Source organism: Ruegeria sp. BF7, from assembly GCF_056538605.1.
Genome location: NZ_JBQFTM010000031.1, coordinates 1 through 14204, shown reverse-complemented (window position 1 = coordinate 14204; position 14204 = coordinate 1). Strand labels below are relative to the sequence as shown.

The following is a 14204-nucleotide window of genomic DNA, read 5'->3' as shown; positions in this document are numbered from 1 at the left end:
CTCATCTCCACTCCTTGGCGGTTACGATGAGCCAGAAACCCTCTCTTATCAAATCGACCTAAACTGTCCCATTGGCGCTGACGTCAGACAAAGCGGATACCACTGTTCCCCTCTTACGGTCGTGACGGAGGCCCTGAGGCTGCCTCTGCGGCTCTGATGAAGGCGGTCAACTTTCACGTCCCCAAGGCAGGCGCATCCCGACGCAACCGTCGAAAAACTTCTCACCTCTGCTCTTCCCCCCAAAGACGGATCCGAAGAAGCGCGTGCTCATATTTTCCAGTCGCAAGAAGAGCGTTAGACAGTTTCTCCTCGTAAAGGCCAGCTAAGCGGCTTTTCAATCAGTATAGTTGGCGGTATGAGTTCCAGGCGTCACCATCCGTGAAATCTCGGTGTCGCGCGGATGTGGTGAAACTGGTAAACGCAAGGGGCTAAAAATCCTTCGTTTCCGCCCGTAAAGTGCATTGTATTCATAGCCTTGTGGCCGTATGGAGTTTTTCAGGCCCGAAATAGGCCCGACACGCTTGCCCGCGTGGTGGAATGGTAGACACAAGAGACTTAAAATCTCTGGGCCGGAAGGCCGTGCCGGTTCGAGTCCGGCCGCGGGTACCAAATTTGCGCAACTTGGTTTTCTGCTAAGTGGAGCTGCGCACTAGTTTGGAAATCCCAGCCTTGGTTTTCCTCCTAAATCTGCTCGAATTTATAGACTTTGGTCGCTCCAATGCCAGATGAAAACCTCTCGGCGTCGCAGCCGTTGGGTCTAACATAGATTGACCCTGTTAATTGGCAGGTATGCCGCTGATATCCCGGTCAGTATCGTGTCCAGTTTGCCACCTGTTAAGGCCACGTCAAAGTTCGAGTTCTGATTGTTATATGACCCGAAGTGGTTTTTGAAGATATCGGTTAGTAATTCGCTCGGGCTATCTAAACGATATTCAATTACCGATCCTAGCTCACCGCCACCCGTAGATGTGTTTGCAGAACTATGGGTTACCAAATGCCGAGAGAAAGTGCCCGTTTGGACGTACACATCATTTTCATCGTAGGTTGAACCCTCAACCAAGTGGATCAATCGACCATGCTTTGGCGAAGCTAAGGCACATAGTTTTTTGTTTCGTGGGGGTCAGAGTGTAGCTCATCGACTATGGAAATCGAGTAGGGGAGTTTGTCACCGCTCAAAATGTCCGCCAGCATTGTCAATGCCCATTTCTCCTAGGAGTGCTCGACTATCCCCTATGGCCTTTGAAAGATCATCCTCAGTCGGCCGTTATTCGAGAGTTTCACTTATTGCACTTAACATGCTGCCCTTGTCTGCAAACTCAGCTTTGACATGTTGATAAATTGCAGGTTTGGTTAGACCATAGGCGTCTATAAGTGTCTTACCATTAGTTGACGGTAAATTACCTGTCCGCAAATCACTTGATTTTAGGAGGTGAACTCAGCGCGAAATTTCTTTCGCGAGTTTTTTGGTCTCTTCTAGTTTTCCTGGGATGGGGAACTCTACTGCGAAGATATTTTTGGCCTCACAGCTCTGGCAAGACATTCTGCAGGTGGCAAACACCTTGCCTGATCGCAGGCCTGTGGTCAGCATCAACAACCAGCAGACGCGGCGTATCCGATCTTCCGTCGCGTTCAGCCTGCGCCAGAGCAGCGGCATGTCATCCGGACCAACAGCCCAGTCTCGTGCTTGTTCCTTGTTCATGCGTACGCCGCGTGTGACAGGGTTTGGTGGAAGGTCATGGGTTCTAGCAACGTCGTTCAGAAGCAGCTTGAGGACACGCATGGTTCCGTTTGCACAGTAGGATCCTGATCGCCTCGTTAATCGCTCGTGCAAGGATCGGTCCGTCTCGCGATCGATGCGATCCGCAGGCAGCTTACGAAGTGCCTTAAGCGGTCCGTCCACCTTTTGCCGATACCACAATATCGACTGTTGACTCAGATCTGACCGTTCTGACAGATCGCGCTCAAAGGCAGCTGCAATGGTCGGTACGGCGACTTTCGTGGCTCTCAGATCCTCACCGCGCCGCAAGGCCAGCCTGAGTTCTGCCGAGCGTTCTCTGGCGCTGCGCAGTGACACCTCATCGATTCTGCCGATCATGACAGACACGTACCGGTCGGTGCCATCATTGATGCGCCAGACATGCTTGTAAGAGATGCCGCGCCTGCCCACGATGAGACACAGGCCTTTCGCTTCGCTGTCGTAGATCTGTGTTCCCGCTGGGTTATCTTCTGTGGGCTGCGATGCAGTGGCCTGCGTGAGTTTTGTCGTCATATCTATCGTCTCCGTAGGCCATGTTTCAGGCCCTATTTCGGTTAGGTCCTGACAGGTCTCAGGACATGCTATGAGACGATGATGTCTTTTTTCCTTGGCTCCGCGGACCCTCATTAGGCGCTGTGAGGGGAAAAATACCATTGATTCAATAACTTAAAATCCCTCGTACCGGGACTTGCGGGTTCTACCCCCGCCATCCGCACCAGTCATCTTTTTATACCGGAAATCCAAGCTGATTGATCAGGCGCCAAATGTCGCGATTCGCGGCAGAAAGCTGCGCGACAACGTCCTCGATTTTCTGAATGGCTTCTTCATCGACAGTATCTGCACGCCCCAGTTTTATGTCGGTCTTTCGGTCCGCGATGCGCATTAGGATGGTCTTGGGGTTTCCGCTTTCAGCATCGAACGAGTAGATGCAGTGATTGTACCGGTTGCGAATTGAGGACAGTTTGCTCAGTCGCTGTGTGTGCTCCAGGATCGGATCGCGTATCTCTGATGGGCGTCCTTCCATCTTGGCAAGTCGCTCGACCAGGTCAATCCGGGCACGTGTGGTGTTGAGAGTCAGGAACACAATGACCGCGACATCCTTGTTGGTGCCACTCAGGCCAGCAATCAAGTGGATCAAAAGGCTTTCAGTGTTGGTCCACATGTAGTTCAATCTGCCGACCAGCAGGATCAGACGGTCAAAACGGGTTTCCAGCGTTTCAGTCAACGATCTGACCGTGCGTTTCTTCGGCTACAACTTCGAAATAAAACTGTGCTGCAGCCGTTCTGTTGCTGACACCGATTTTGCCCGCAACATTGTGCATGTGCAGTTTCACCGTATGTTCGGTAATGCCGAGGTTTGCGGCAATGATCTTGTTGCTCTGACCTTTAGAGACCAACTGTAGAACCTGTTTTTCCCGCCGCGTCAGGCGAGAATAAACCGGATGCGGCTCTTTCGGTGCCAGTTTCGGTTCGACACTGCTTTCTTTTAACAGGCATGGCTTGTTCTGGGGCGAAGGAGCAGAAACGCAATCGGCAAGAAAGCTGGGCAGATATAGTTCTTCATGCATCAGCAAGCGCAGAATGGAACGCCACACGTCCGGCGCGACATTCATCGGCAGATATCCAATATCGCCGAATTGCGCTCGGTCCCACGCTTCAAACAAAGAACGCGCGGCGTCCTCTTTTCGGTAAGCGAAGGCAAGGCAGCCGTTCCCGGCAGCTGCGGTATAGACGTGCGGTCGAGCAAGCAAGTCGTCCAGCATGATCTGATCAATGACCACCACTTTGCCGGCCACCGAACCTGCATATCCGACAGATTTCAATTCTGCGATATCGTCATACCGATGTGCGAATACACCGAATTCCGAGTGAACGTTTCGAAGAGTTTGATTTGAAAAGAAGAGTTCTTTGCCGATGAAATTGATCGAGAAGTCTTCGGAACAAACATTTATTTGGGCAACACTATCCTGCAACGGAATGCTCATTATTTCCCCCTATAAACCCACGCCACACAATCTGCGGCGAAATCGTAAACAAAACGCAAAGCGTAATTATCAGTAAATTAACAGTTGTTACCTTGCCACTATACCTGAAAGTCTATTTTTCATCAACATTCCGTGTCGAATAGCCGATTGGAACTAGAACTTTCGGGTAGGTTTTCTGAATGCCTTCTCGTAAAAATAGAGTAAAATTAGGATTTTAACTGATCTGACGAACTTCGGCCACATTTCCGTGCTCTCGCCAGCCGTCTCAAGTTAAAAGTCTAAGTTTTCATTTAAAAACAATCATGTAAGCCTGTCTAATGCTTTAGAGCAGCTATTCAGGGCGCCTTCCTGCTGCAACGATGATCCTGCTTCAATTTGGGAAGCATTATTCCTGACGTGTCCGCGAATCGTGAATTTACGCGAATCTTTCATACCGCGGACAGCGCATCGGCTTAGCCGGGAAAGGAAGGTGAGAAACGAGTTCACTGAACGAAACCGCTTCAAGCGCGTTTTGCGCCTGAATGCTTCAATTTGTTTCAACCGCGCCAATAGCCGTTTTGTAGATGAATGACGGTTGAGCGCTTAAAAAGTGGAATTTCAAAATGAGTAAACGCAACCATCATCAACCAGCCAATGATATTACGGCAATCGGCGAAGTGAACGTCGAAAATGCTGACGTTGACGTCGATGCTGATATCAACGTTAAAGAAGCCGAAATCGACGCAAATCTGAACGAGCAAGAACAGACGAACGACAACAGCGTCGATAACGATCAGCAACAGCAACAGAAGCAAGATCAAGACACGAACGTTGACAACGAAAATGATCAAAAACAGAAGCAAGATCAGGATCAGGATCAACATCAGAAGCAGCAGCAGCAAAACACTAACGGCGGCGATGACAGCAACGACAACTCGAACTCTGTCAACATTGACTTTGGCGAAGGCGAGTGGATTCCCCGCGACGACGATCACGTAGATATCGACGTTTATGACGGCGGCTCGGTAGATGACGTCATCACCGTTGGTGGCGATTTCGACTATGATCCAGGCGATGACATTAACATTGATGTCTCATTGGATGGTGCTGGCAACGATATGGCATCCTTCAATAGCCAGATGGCGCATCTTCAAGACAATGATGAGCTGGGCAGTGCTGTTGTCGAAAACTACGGCTCGTTTGAGCAAAATGGTGATGCATCCGGCGGACATGCCGAAGCCAGTGAGGGCATCTCAACCAGCTCAGTTGGTGGCGATTCCGGCGATGGTGGCTCGACAGAAGCCGGCGACGCGGGTTCTTATGTTCACGGTGCCACAGCAGTTGCTGGCGGCGGTTACACGGGCGATGCCAGTGCCGATGCAACGGCAGGTGACGGTGGCGACTCGGGTGATGCAAAAACGGCGAGCCTGGGCGTTGGCAAGTCCGAAGCTTCAGCAGATGGCGATAGCGACGGTGGAGATACCGGTGACGCAGACAGCTATTCTGAGGCCAACCAAGCCAGTGACTCTAATGTAGATGCCGATGGCACCGGTGGTGATGGTGGACACGCAGGTTCGCTTGGCCTTGGTTTGGGTCTTGGACTGTCGGGTGCCGGCAATGCTGCTGATTCCTCCGGCGGAGACAATGATTCGGACGCGGATGCCGACCAAGACAGCGATGCCGACAACGACACGTCGACTGGCAACGCAGATGGCGGCGACAGCGGTGCGGGTAACATCGGACTGGGTCTTGCTGGTGGTCTGGCAGCCAATCATACAGACGGAACCGGCGGTGACGGTGACGGCGGTGACGGTGATGGCGGTTACGGTGACGGTGGTTACGGTGACGGCGGTTACGGTGACGGCGGTGACGGCGGTGACGGCGGTGACGGTGACGGTGGTTACGGTGACGGTGGTTACGGTGACGGCGGTGACGGCGGCGACGGCGGTGACGGCGGTGACGGCGGTGACGGCGGTGACGGCGGTAACCGAGGCCGTGACGACAGCAGCAACGGCGGTGACGGCGGCGACGGCGACAACGGCGGTGACGGTGCTCGCGGTGACGGCGGCGACGGTGGCGACGGCAATGGCGCTGAAGGCACCGGTGGTGACGGCGCTCGCGGAGACGGCGGCGACGGCGGCGACGGTAACGGCGGTGACGGCAATGGCGCTGAAGGCACCGGCGGCGACGGTGACGGCGGCGACGGCAATGGTGGCCCCGCGGACGCAAGAGTCGATGCAAGCGGCGTTGGCGATCAGGACGCAGATTCCGATGCCGGAGAAGGCGGATTTAACGATGCCGATGGCACTGCAGATGCTGGCGGATCCGCTGATGCGATGGCAGACGGTGTTGGCGGCGGCGGTGGCGCGGTCGATCAGGATGCAACATCGGACGGTACTGGTACCGGATCTGTTGATGCAACCAACACTGCTGGTGACGGCGGCCTGGCCGAAGTCTTCGCGACTGCCGACGTTGATGGCAGTGCTGACAGCATGTCCGAAGCGATTTCGGGTTACGGCGGTGCAGCAGACTCCGACAACGACGCAACCTCGACCGGAACCGGTGAAGCCACAGGTATGTCGGAATCCGGCATCGGTGGTGGCGGCGGTGCCGCACAAGCTTACGGCGGAACCAGCGGTAACGCGCATGGATTTGCTGAAGCTGGCGACGCCAAAGGCGGCATGAACACCGGCGGCAACGCTTCGGGTGCAAACTCGGGTGATGGCGGTGCCGGCGGAAACGGAGGAACATGGGGTTCTAACAATGGCGGCGACGGTATTGTGAACGGTGAATCCTATGCGTCTGCAGCAGCAGTGGTCGATACATCGGCCTTCAACCAGTCGATCGTCATGGGCGCCAACGTTCTTGGCAACGATGTCGATACAACGATGGTTGGTGGTAACATGTCGTCGAGCTACTCCAGCGACGATACCGACGTGTAACTGAGACCAGAGCCCGCCCAGTGCGGGCTCTGATTTCATTCAAGAAAACGCCGAGGCCGTATCGGGCGGCCTCGGCCCAGCTTCACCTCAACCGGAAATTTCAGGCCGGGGCGGGGAAAGGACACTGAAATGTCGCTAGACAGTATTACAGAACAAATTGCCCATTTCATCGGAACATTTGAAATAACGATCGAACAGGCCCGGTTGCGGGATCAGTACGAAGAATTTGTCGCACTGAAACGAAAAGCAGAATTGGAAGAACTGGAAGACCCCACTCGCGTTGAGATCAAGGCAAACCTGAAAATGGACCCGGGTGAATATGACCCATTGCCTTACAAGTTTTTTGCTCCTCAGGAACCACTCGCTTCGGCCCCGGCAGGCCCTGGGCCATTGAACGACTCCGAAGTCAATCTGGGTTCTGCCCCGGGAAATGACTTCTCCCTGCCCGAGGCACTTGGAGTCGGCGGAACGAGCATTCAACTGAACTTTATTCAGCTGATGCCTGAGATGGTGACCGACCTAATTGGTTCGGCAGTTACCTATACGTTCCAGACGATCAAGCTGAACGACAACGATGTCATCGGCGAAGGTGATTTTCGCGATGTCGAAACCCTGATGGCGAAGGGCGAGGCGTTACTTGAAATGGCCCTGTCCCTGCATGCGATTTCCCCACCGTCCATTCACATCGATGACTACTTGTCTGGGGATGCAGTTGAGCAGTTGATTGATCAGATACAGGCGTCAATCCATATCGATATCGACGGCGCGACAGTCGTTCAGTTCCATGGCGAGGACGCCATCGGCGTGATTGTTAACGGCGAATACGTTGATGAAGCTCCGGACTTTAAGGATTTACTGCCGGAAAATCTTAAGACCGAGGAAGAAGACACAGAAGACGACTCTTGGGATCCACTGCCGGCTGAGTGGGACAAGCCCGAAGGTAGTGAGTTTGAGGGCGGCCATTCGGTGGTCGCGGGTGGCAACCTGGCGGTTAACGAAGTTGCCATCAATGTCGGCTGGGTGGACGCGCCCAATATTCTGGTTGGTGGGCAATCCATTAATCTGGGCGTTGTCAGTCAGGTCGCTGTTGTTTCCGACTTCGATCAGGGTGCGCCGGGCGTACAAAGCAAAACGCATGTGGTCCAGTCATCAGAAATTCTGGTCGAAGGCAGCGAGGCACCATGGTTGGCGGACAATATCGGCGAACCTGGGGAAGATCCGATTGTGGTGATCGACTGGATCGATGGCGATCTATTGGTGACAAATTTCATCAAACAGATCATCGACGCCACGGATATCGACCACATTCACACTGAGGTCACAGCCACGTCCACCGCATATACCCTGGGTGAGAATATCATGACCAATGTCACTGATATTCTGCAACTGGGCAGTTTCTACGATGTGATCATAATTGGTGGGGACATGCTCTCGATCGATGTTGTGACCCAGACGATCGCTCTCATGGATAGTGACGTGGTTTATGGTGCCCATCCGACAGAAGCGGAAGAGAACCTTGTGATGAATGAGGTTTCTCTGAAGACAACCGGTGAAGACACACATGAGGAACTGAGCGACTCTCTTGCGGAAGCAATACCATTGCAGGAAGTCGATACAGATGCATTAGAAGATGCTTTGCTGAACGACCCGATGTTCGCAGGTGCAGAGTTGGTGCGTGTCCTCAAGATCGATGGCGATCTGTTGCAGGTCAATGCCATCGAGCAAGTGACCAAGTTACAGGACGAGGACGACATCTATATCGATCCAAAGGGTCAGGAGGTTTCCGCTCTGGCAGCGGGCAACGCCATTCTGAACAAAGCCAGTATCAACAAGATGGGTGTCGATTCAGTCATTATGGCGAAAGAAGAAGCATACTCGGAACTCATGCTGCATCAGGCGAGCCTGATCGATAGTGTGGAAGAGGAAAAGGCCGAGATCGTCAGCGAAGCCGTAGCGCTTATGATGGAAGAAATGGATGCCGCGGCCAATGCTAAGAACTGCCCGGACCACAACAAATTGACCCCTTCGGAACAGGCAACCGTCGACGACGGACTGCAAACTATGCTAGCGTAGTAACCCTGTTTGTTACGAGTGACCTGAAAGTTTTGACATGTCGATTGTTTTTCCGTCGCGCCCGAGACGATACGCCAGTCCGTTGGATCGTAACGGCGGCGGCGTTTCGAAACCGCCAAGCGCGGGCCAGTCTGAAAAGAAACTAAAGAAAATTCCGGGATTACGCCTTAGCGAAGATTTCCGCATTAGTGATCCACAAGACGGCAATCGGGAGGCAGTCGCCCAAAGCGATGCGAGCGCCGAAAAAACCGTGAAAGCGAAACCTGCTCATCACCAAGTGAAAGAGGAACCGCAACTGCGCGCCGGACCTCCCCCCCGGCGCGAGCAGCCGCAGCCTGCCGAAGACAGTGACCAACAGGGCAGCGGTGCTGGGGTGGCCGACGTCGAGAGCCCCGATCCCGAACCCGTCAATAAAACGAGCGACCGTATACCCCCGGCGTCGCGCTCGAATGGCGGTGATCGCATGGGCACCACTATCGAGGCCAAGGCAAATGAACCATTGCTGCGCAGCAATTCTGGTGGCGGCGATGGAAAAGGGCCACCCCAGACATTTCACAAACGTACTCCGCCAGAAGATTTTAGGAAAACGTTACGCACCTCGCTGCGGGCGATCTATAAAAATCTGGCCTTTGTGCTGGTTCTGACCTGTGCGACGAATTGTTTGATCCTTGCGATCCCGATCTATCTTTTCCAGATCAGTGACCGTGTTCTAACCAGCCGGTCGCTGGACACGCTTGTCATGCTGACGGCGATTGTCGCGGGGGCAGTGATCTTCCAATCGGCCTTTGATGCCGTGCGGCGTTTCATGCTGATGCGGACAGCGGTCGAGGTTGCCGCCCGTCTTGGTGCCCCGGTGCTGAGCGCAGCAGCGCATGCCTCGCTGCACGGTAATGGACGTGAATACCAGACCTTGGGTGACCTGCAGCAAGTTCGGGGATTTCTGGTTTCGGGCACGCTGATATCCTTCCTGGATGTACCCTTTGCGCCATTGTTTATCCTGATGATCTTTTTGGTACATCCACAGCTAGGGACGATCGTGATCGTGACGGCCTTGCTGCTGATGGCGATTGCATTCATCAACCAGCGTATGACGGCTAAACCCTTCGCCGAGGCTAACAAGGCGCAGTCCATGGCAAACCTGCATCTGGATTCGATGTCGAGGAACAGCCAGATCATCAACGCTCTGGCCATGATCCCAGAGGCCGTTCGTATCTGGGGTCGTGATACTGCCCAATCCCTGACATGGCAGGTTCGCGCTCAGGACCGGAATGTGATTTTTGCCGCCATTTCCCGAGCAGTACGGCTTTTGACACAGATCGCCATTCTGGGTTGGGGAGCGTATTTGGCGTTGCAGGGTGAAATAACGGGCGGCATGGTTATTGCAGCCTCAATCATCGCGGGTCGTGCCTTTGCACCAATCGAAGGCTCGATTGAAGGATGGAACAGTTTCCTGCTGACGCGTGGGGCCTATGGCCGTATCAATCAACTGCTGTCCAACTCAGCCCTGCAATTCGAGAAACTGCGCCTGCCGCGCCCCGAAGGTCGGCTGGACGTTGAACGCCTGCTCTATGTGCCTGGCGGCACAAAGCGCGTTGTTCTGAATGGAATCAGCTTTTCATTGAATCCGGGCGAGACGCTGGCGATTATCGGCAACTCTGGCGCAGGGAAAACTACGCTGGGTAAAACGCTGGTCGGGTCGGTCCTGCCGACTTCGGGCAGTGTTCGGCTTGACCTGATGGATATCCGCAACTGGGACCCGCGTCAGTTTGGTGAGAGCATCGGCTATCTACCGCAGGACGTGCAACTGTTCCCCGGAACTATCAAGGACAATATTGGCCGGATGCGGGAAGATGCGACCGACGAGCAGATCCACGACGCCGCCGTTCTGGCCGATGTCCACAACATGATTGCGACGTTGCCACAGGGCTACGAAACCGTTGTGGCCGCAGATGGTTCACCGCTGTCCGGCGGGCAGAAACAGCGGATCGCACTGGCGCGGGCGTTCTTTGGCAATCCGCGCATGGTGGTTCTGGACGAGCCGAACTCGAACCTGGACGTTGCTGGAGACAAGGCGTTGGCGCGGGCCATTGAACAAGCCAGGGAAAACAAGATTACCGTTGTGGTGATTACGCAAAAGCCGACGCTACTGAACGTTGTCGATAAGATCATGTTGCTGACAGATGGTCGTGTGGCCCTGTTTGGTCACCGCGAACAAGTTCTGCAACAACTGAACGGGCCACGTAACAACCAGCCCGGCATTCAAAAGCAGTAAAGGGGAGTACGACATGAATGAACTGGTCCCCGTGAACAACGATCCCAAGGATCCAGACGTCTGGTATGCCGAAGTTCCACGCTCGATCAATCGTTTGGTTGTCATCGGGCTCATCATGCTGGTCGTCTGCTTTGGTGGCTTCGGTGTCTGGTCTTTTAGTGCGCCGTTGGCCGCTGCGGTCATCGCGCAGGGAAGCTTTGTCGCCACTGGCCGCAACAAGATTGTGCAGCACCTGGAAGGTGGTATCATTCAGGAAATCAAGGTTGTCGAAGGCCAATCCGTCAAAGCGGGTCAAGTGATGATGACGCTGGACCAAACCTCGGCGGAAGCCAATGAGCGCGAGTTGTTTATCCGTAAAATCCGCTTGCAGGCCATGTCGGAACGCCTGAATGCGGAATACGGCGAAGAGCAACGGCTGGAGTTTTCTCCCAACTTGATCACCGCTTCGGATGATGTCGAGGTGATGAGCATCCTTGATGGGCAAAAGATCACCTTTGATTTGTCGCGAAAAACCTTGCTGAACGACATCGCTTTGCTGGAACGCAACATGGAGGCGCTCAGAATTCGCTCCAGCGGGTTCGAGGCGCAATTGGATAGTATGGTGCGGCGGTCCGAAATCCTTCAGGAAGAATTTGAAACCAAGCAGGCGCTTTTTGAGAAAGGGCTGGTGCGCAAGGGCGAGTTGAACACCATTCGCCGGGTTCAGGCCGAAGCCGAAGGTCAGCAGGCGCGGTTGCAGGCCGAGGCGGCTGAAATCAGCCAGATGCTGTTGAAATACGAAGAACAGATATCCCGCACGCGGGCGGCCTACCGCGAGGCTGCGTTGGATGAATTGGGCGTGATCGAAGCCGATCTGGAAAGTGTCCGCGAAAAAGCTCGTCAGGCCCGCAGCGTTCTGGACCGTGCGGTTGTGCGGGCTCCGGTTACGGGCACTGTGGTGCGATTGCACTATCACACGCCGGGCGGCGTGATCGAAACCGGTGAACCCATCGCCGAGATTCTACCCGCCGACGCCCCCCTGATCATCGAAGCGCAAATCCCGCGCACCGAGATCGATAGCGTAGTGACCGGGCAAGATGCAACCGTGCGTCTGATCGCCCTGAACCAACGGACGACGCCAGTGCTGAACGGGCAGGTGTTTTATTTATCGGCTGACTCGCTGATCGAGGAAACCAATGGTGCACCGCAAGAGGTCTATCTGGCCCGCATCTCGCTGGAACCGGAAGAGATTGAGCGCGTGAGGGGCTTTATCCCGACCCCGGGTATGCCCGCCGAGATCATGATCCAGACCGAAGAGCGCACATTCGCGGCTTATATCGCGAAACCAGTGACAGACAGCATGTCGCGCGCCTTCCGCGAACAGTAAACAGGCTGACCACGGGGTCGGTCCGCGCCTTCCACGAAATGCATGAAGTCCTCCGGCGAAAACCACCGGTGGACTACATATGCCACTGACAGTTCATGACAAGATAGAGGCCGCCAATGCTGTGGCTGGACATGTTGACATCGGAACAGCGAATGAGTTGCAGGGGCAGGGCGATTTGCTACTGGACTTACGCGACGCCGTCGAGTTGCAGCAGACAGGACGGGCCAGCGGTGCCCACTACATCCCGCGCGGCATTTTGAAGTTGCGCGCCGCTGAGACCTTGCCACCCCGTGATCTCGACCTTCGGAAAGAATGCCCGATTATCCTGAATTGTGCGGCTGGCGCTTGCGCTGGGTTGGCGGGAAAGCTGCTGAAAGACATGGGGTACGCGCGGATCCGCAGCCTCGGCGGTCCGCCCGATTGGGTCAAGGACGGGGGCGAGGTTTCGGAGTAAAGGATCAGGCGTTCAGGAACGCCCGGACGGCAGCTTCGAACTCGCGGGGCTTTTCGGCGTGCAACCAATGACCTGCACCGGGAATCTTGGCAAATTTGGCGGCCGGAAATAGCGCCCGGATCAGATCGCGATGCGCGGGCAGGACATAGTCGGATTCTCCACCCGACAGGAACAGGGCCGGGCCTTCCCACGACCCATCCAGCTTTGGAAAGCTCATGATCTTTGGCATCTCAGCCGCAAGAATACCCAGATTCAGCAACCAGCGTTTCCCTTTGATATCAAGCGATTGCGTGAAAAAGCTCTGAAGCGCGGGTTCAACACCCTGATCGGCCAGTTGTTGCGCCGCATCCGAGCGTCGCTCGATCAGCGAGAAATCGACGGCGCGCATGGCTTCGATGAATTGGATCTGGCTGTGGGTGTAAGTCACTGGCGCGATGTCGGCGACCACCAGCTTGCGCACCAGAGACCCATGTTGCAGGGCCAGCGTCATTGCTGCCTTGCCGCCCATTGAATGGCCCACAATGTCGGCCTTGCCGCCGAAATGCTCGATCACCTCGGCCAGATCACTGGCCAATTCGGGATAACTGTGCTGATCGGTCCACATGCTGTAGGCATGGTTGCGCATATCGACGGCCACAACCTGCCGCTCATCCGCCAGACGCCGGGCAATCACCCCCCAGTTCCGGGCCGAGCCATAAAGCCCGTGGGCAATAAGCAGAGGAAGTTTCTCGGTCGGTTCGCCATGTGTGATCGTGTTCAGCATGAGGCTGTGATACCCGCCGTGATCAGAAACAACCAGCCCCATTGTCGCCTTCGCCGATGGGGGGTAAGTTGGCAGCTTCGGAGGCCCGCCATGTCGGAAAACACAGATATCCAAAGCCAGATTGCGCAAACGGTTCAATTGCTGCGCAAGAAACTGGGTGTAAAGGACAAGACGCTGGCTGAGTCGATCCGCAAGGCCAAACGGCTTCTGCCCCGCCGCATTTACAAGCAGGCGTTGATGTTGGCGCATGCCGAGCCGATGGCGGCTCATCCCAAGCTGCGGCTGGTGCTGGATGCTCCAAAACTTGCGCGCGCGTCAGAAGAGGTTCAGGCCCACCTGAGCGGGATCAACCGCGCCGACCGGCGGCTGGGTTGGTTTCTGGGGATGCTGGGTGGGCTGGCGTTCAACCTGCTGGCCCTGTTGGCGCTGCTGATCATTTTCCTGCGGTGGCAGGGTTTCATCTGATCCGCCCAACAAAGAACGGCGCCCATCAGGCGCCGCTCAGGTCTTTAGTTTTAAACCGACTTACAGGTTAGGATAGATCGGGAATTTGGCGCAGAGGTCTGCGACCTCGGCTTTGACCTTGGCTTCGACGGCACCGTTTCCGTCTTCGC

General features: G+C 55.1%; 10 protein-coding genes and 1 tRNA gene. 7 read left to right on the top strand and 4 right to left on the bottom strand.

Going from position 1 to position 14204, the window contains the following annotated elements; all coding sequences use genetic code 11:
• The first annotated feature begins 523 nt into the window (after positions 1 to 523).
• Positions 524 to 609 (top strand) — tRNA-Leu (locus ACR0IK_RS23925).
• An 826-nt stretch (positions 610 to 1435) separates the two neighbouring features.
• On the opposite strand, the gene ACR0IK_RS23920 is transcribed toward ACR0IK_RS23925, so the two are convergent.
• The 3 genes from ACR0IK_RS23920 to ACR0IK_RS23910 all read right to left on the bottom strand — a co-directional run bounded on the left by ACR0IK_RS23920 (position 1436) and on the right by ACR0IK_RS23910 (position 3741).
• On the bottom strand, positions 1436 to 2269 hold the full coding sequence (locus tag ACR0IK_RS23920) for an integrase arm-type DNA-binding domain-containing protein (protein ID WP_480643626.1): 834 nt from the start codon (positions 2267 to 2269) through the stop codon (positions 1436 to 1438).
• 214 nt (positions 2270 to 2483) lie between these two features.
• Positions 2484 to 2981, bottom strand: coding sequence for a hypothetical protein (locus ACR0IK_RS23915; RefSeq protein WP_480596913.1), 498 nt, complete (start codon positions 2979 to 2981; stop codon positions 2484 to 2486).
• The gene (locus ACR0IK_RS23910) at positions 2974 to 3741 is read right to left on the bottom strand and encodes a helix-turn-helix transcriptional regulator (RefSeq protein WP_480596916.1); all 768 of its coding nucleotides are present in this window, start codon (positions 3739 to 3741) and stop codon (positions 2974 to 2976) included. Before ACR0IK_RS23910 ends, ACR0IK_RS23915 begins: the two co-directional genes overlap by 8 nt.
• Positions 3742 to 4343: 602 nt before the next feature.
• On the opposite strand from ACR0IK_RS23910, the gene ACR0IK_RS23905 reads away from it, so the two are divergent.
• The 5 genes from ACR0IK_RS23905 to ACR0IK_RS23885 all read left to right on the top strand — a co-directional run bounded on the left by ACR0IK_RS23905 (position 4344) and on the right by ACR0IK_RS23885 (position 12827).
• Positions 4344 to 6662 carry a hypothetical protein gene (locus tag ACR0IK_RS23905; protein ID WP_480643625.1) on the top strand — a complete coding sequence of 773 codons (2319 nt, stop codon included), beginning with the start codon at positions 4344 to 4346 and terminating at the stop codon, positions 6660 to 6662.
• A 129-nt stretch (positions 6663 to 6791) separates the two neighbouring features.
• The gene (locus ACR0IK_RS23900) at positions 6792 to 8735 is read left to right on the top strand and encodes a type I secretion protein (RefSeq protein ID WP_480643624.1); all 1944 of its coding nucleotides are present in this window, start codon (positions 6792 to 6794) and stop codon (positions 8733 to 8735) included.
• A gap of 250 nt (positions 8736 to 8985) precedes the next feature.
• On the top strand, positions 8986 to 11007 hold the full coding sequence (locus ACR0IK_RS23895; RefSeq protein WP_480643623.1) for a type I secretion system permease/ATPase: 2022 nt from the start codon (positions 8986 to 8988) through the stop codon (positions 11005 to 11007).
• Positions 11008 to 11020: 13 nt separating this feature from the next.
• Positions 11021 to 12373 (top strand): HlyD family type I secretion periplasmic adaptor subunit, encoded by a 1353-nt coding sequence (locus ACR0IK_RS23890; RefSeq protein ID WP_480643622.1) that lies wholly within the window; start codon positions 11021 to 11023, stop codon positions 12371 to 12373.
• Between the two features lie 79 nt (positions 12374 to 12452).
• The gene (locus tag ACR0IK_RS23885; RefSeq protein ID WP_480643621.1) at positions 12453 to 12827 is read left to right on the top strand and encodes a rhodanese-like domain-containing protein; all 375 of its coding nucleotides are present in this window, start codon (positions 12453 to 12455) and stop codon (positions 12825 to 12827) included.
• 4 nt (positions 12828 to 12831) lie between these two features.
• On the opposite strand, the gene ACR0IK_RS23880 is transcribed toward ACR0IK_RS23885, so the two are convergent.
• On the bottom strand, positions 12832 to 13632 hold the full coding sequence (locus tag ACR0IK_RS23880) for an alpha/beta fold hydrolase (RefSeq protein ID WP_480643620.1): 801 nt from the start codon (positions 13630 to 13632) through the stop codon (positions 12832 to 12834).
• A 48-nt stretch (positions 13633 to 13680) separates the two neighbouring features.
• Between ACR0IK_RS23880 and ACR0IK_RS23875 the strand changes: the two genes are divergently transcribed.
• The gene (locus ACR0IK_RS23875; RefSeq protein ID WP_480643619.1) at positions 13681 to 14055 is read left to right on the top strand and encodes a hypothetical protein; all 375 of its coding nucleotides are present in this window, start codon (positions 13681 to 13683) and stop codon (positions 14053 to 14055) included.
• The last annotated feature ends 149 nt before the right edge of the window (positions 14056 to 14204 follow it).

Bases quoted from the DNA above. Each gene is read 5' to 3' on its own strand.
- ACR0IK_RS23890 (WP_480643622.1), top strand. From the start codon at position 11,021: ATGAATGAACTGGTCCCCGTGAACAACGATCCCAAGGATCCAGACGTC.
- ACR0IK_RS23905 (WP_480643625.1), top strand. From the start codon at position 4,344: ATGAGTAAACGCAACCATCATCAACCAGCCAATGATATTACGGCAATC.
- ACR0IK_RS23910 (WP_480596916.1), bottom strand. From the start codon at position 3,741: ATGAGCATTCCGTTGCAGGATAGTGTTGCCCAAATAAATGTTTGTTCC.
- ACR0IK_RS23875 (WP_480643619.1), top strand. From the start codon at position 13,681: ATGTCGGAAAACACAGATATCCAAAGCCAGATTGCGCAAACGGTTCAA.
- ACR0IK_RS23880 (WP_480643620.1), bottom strand. From the start codon at position 13,632: ATGGGGCTGGTTGTTTCTGATCACGGCGGGTATCACAGCCTCATGCTG.
- ACR0IK_RS23900 (WP_480643624.1), top strand. From the start codon at position 6,792: ATGTCGCTAGACAGTATTACAGAACAAATTGCCCATTTCATCGGAACA.
- ACR0IK_RS23920 (WP_480643626.1), bottom strand. From the start codon at position 2,269: ATGACGACAAAACTCACGCAGGCCACTGCATCGCAGCCCACAGAAGAT.
- ACR0IK_RS23885 (WP_480643621.1), top strand. From the start codon at position 12,453: ATGCCACTGACAGTTCATGACAAGATAGAGGCCGCCAATGCTGTGGCT.